At 51.0% G+C, this 2,118-nt stretch carries 2 protein-coding genes; both read right to left on the reverse strand.

The window, feature by feature from the left end; translation table 11 throughout:
- Positions 1-1,382: ATP-dependent nuclease (locus AC1D1T_RS32095; RefSeq protein WP_477993401.1), on the reverse strand; the 1,382-nt coding region annotated here is incomplete at its 3' end.
- Between the two features lie 68 nt (positions 1,383-1,450).
- Positions 1,451-2,118, reverse strand: a 668-nt coding sequence (locus tag AC1D1T_RS32100; protein ID WP_477993403.1) for a hypothetical protein, incomplete at its 5' end; no start/stop codon positions are given.

Here is a 2,118-nt window from a genome sequence, read left to right on the forward strand (position 1 = left end):
GATCTGCACCACTCATTCGCAAGCACTTCCCAGACGCTCACAGAACTTTTCAATATTTGATCACCCACCTTCGCATTCCATCTGTGGTGATCGGGCTCCAACATGGCGTCATCAAGGGCAGTAAAGAGAGTTCCGGCCCCGATGCCGAATCGCTGAGACAAGTTCGGCCATCCTTTTGCCTTCAGTTCAGAATAAATCAATCTCTCCGGTGCGACTGTTCCGGGCAAGACGAGGCAATTAGGATCTGCGTGGTCACCATCGAGAATGGCGACGGATTTGTATGGAAGCTTGCCGGCCTTCCCGAGTCCACCCAGCATCGCCACAACATTCGCCGGTCCGACAGGATTAATTGCAATTCGATTTAGCAATTTTGCGGACTCTTCTGCAGATGCTAAGATCTCTCGGAGAAGTATCTCTGCATCGCGATCCTCAACAAAAACATGAACTTCGGGGTGAACCTCGTCATCTAGGCGGCTCATAGCGAAGTCAGCCGAGACTCCGTATACGACACTCAAACCCTGCGGACCAGGCAGAAGAAGGATACGAGCTTCTTGGGGAAGTTCCTGCAGGACAAAGGGGCTGTGCGTCGACAAAATTACTTGCACGCGGCGGTGTCGCGCTAACCAAAGTAGAAAGCGGACGAGTCGACGTTGCGCGCGCGGATGCAAGGACGCTTCAACTTCGTCGATGAGCAGGAGGGAGTTGTCCGGAATGCCTTGTAGTGTTCGAAACAAATCAAGAGTCGCGTCCTCGCCGGCACCTTGATGGAACTGGGATAATTCTCCCCATTCTCGTTCAAGCAAACCAACTTGGCGCTTCTTGTCTACATCAGACGTTGCGAATCTGGCTTTGCTGTAATTGCGCCCGAGGACATGGGACAAACGGTCACGAAATGCATCGCTGATTTCAGCGCTTTCAATTTCAGACGCCGCAGAACGTGCGATCTTGGCATATCCCACTGACGCATCGAGTGGAAGCGTCCGTGCGATATCGAGTAAAAATACATCTCGCTTGGGGGCGTTGTCGGGAACTCGCCACCTTTGTGTGAGTTTTGTCATCCTAAAGCTTTCGACATTTGGTCCGCGTTTGACGCGAAAGTCGATTTTTACGCCTTGGATGGTGTCCCAGTGTGTTTCGACAAAGAATGCAGACGGGTAAAAGCGCTTTTCTTTGTCCTTGCTGTCATAAACACAAGCTGCAATCTTCATCAACGTGCTCTTGCCGCTGCCATTCTCCCCCACTACAGCCACTACCGGAAAATTAAACTCGACAGACTGACCAGCCCATCCACGTAGACCGTCGATTTGCACCATTTGTAGAAATTGTGGCCACATGCCTGCTTGGTACTGGCCCCGGATGGTGTTGATCTCGCTGTAGTCCACGATCTAACTTCCTCTGCAGTGAAATATAAATCAGCAATATTGGTGCGGTTTACATTTGCTAAAATTGGCTACCAAGCTCCAGCTATTTTGTAAAACGAGTAGGCGATGGCTGTTAACGCGAGAGATATAGGGATCAGGATCTCCGTTAATCCCTTTGACCAAATCAGCATTGTCAGTGTTGCATAGGTCGCTGAATAGATCCGCAGTCGCCGATCTACTTCGAACTCGATTTCGATCGACCGTAGTTGCCCCACATCATCTGGAACTAAGGAAATCGGAATGATCCCCTCCTGTGATCCGTTTGTGAAACGGAGTGCGCCTGGACTACCGAATGTGGGGAGGAAAGCTGCAAAAGTCGGGTCGCCTTCCTCAGCCTCCTTCATTACACGTGCGCCGTCGTCTTTGAAGTGCCTTGCCGGAGAGCCTGTGCGCTTGTATTTTAGATATTCCTGCTTCAATCCAGACACGACGGTCTTCTTTCGCCCGGCATTGAATTCATGGAGCATTTCGCTATGCGCTTCACGGCGCTCGTCTGAGAAGAAGTATCGCATGAAGAGATAAAGAAGAACTAGCAAGATCACGAGCCACGCCCTAAAGGGTTGAGCAGTGATCTCTTCTCCCCAGATACGCTTCCAAACATCCTTCTGCTGAATACCCAACATCCAGCCAGCTAAAACGGCACTGCTTGCAGCCATGCAGTTGCGTCTGACCTTGTCGTCGTCATCCATCGCAAGCC

This window comes from Rhizobacter sp. P2_H3 (genome assembly GCF_056403355.1).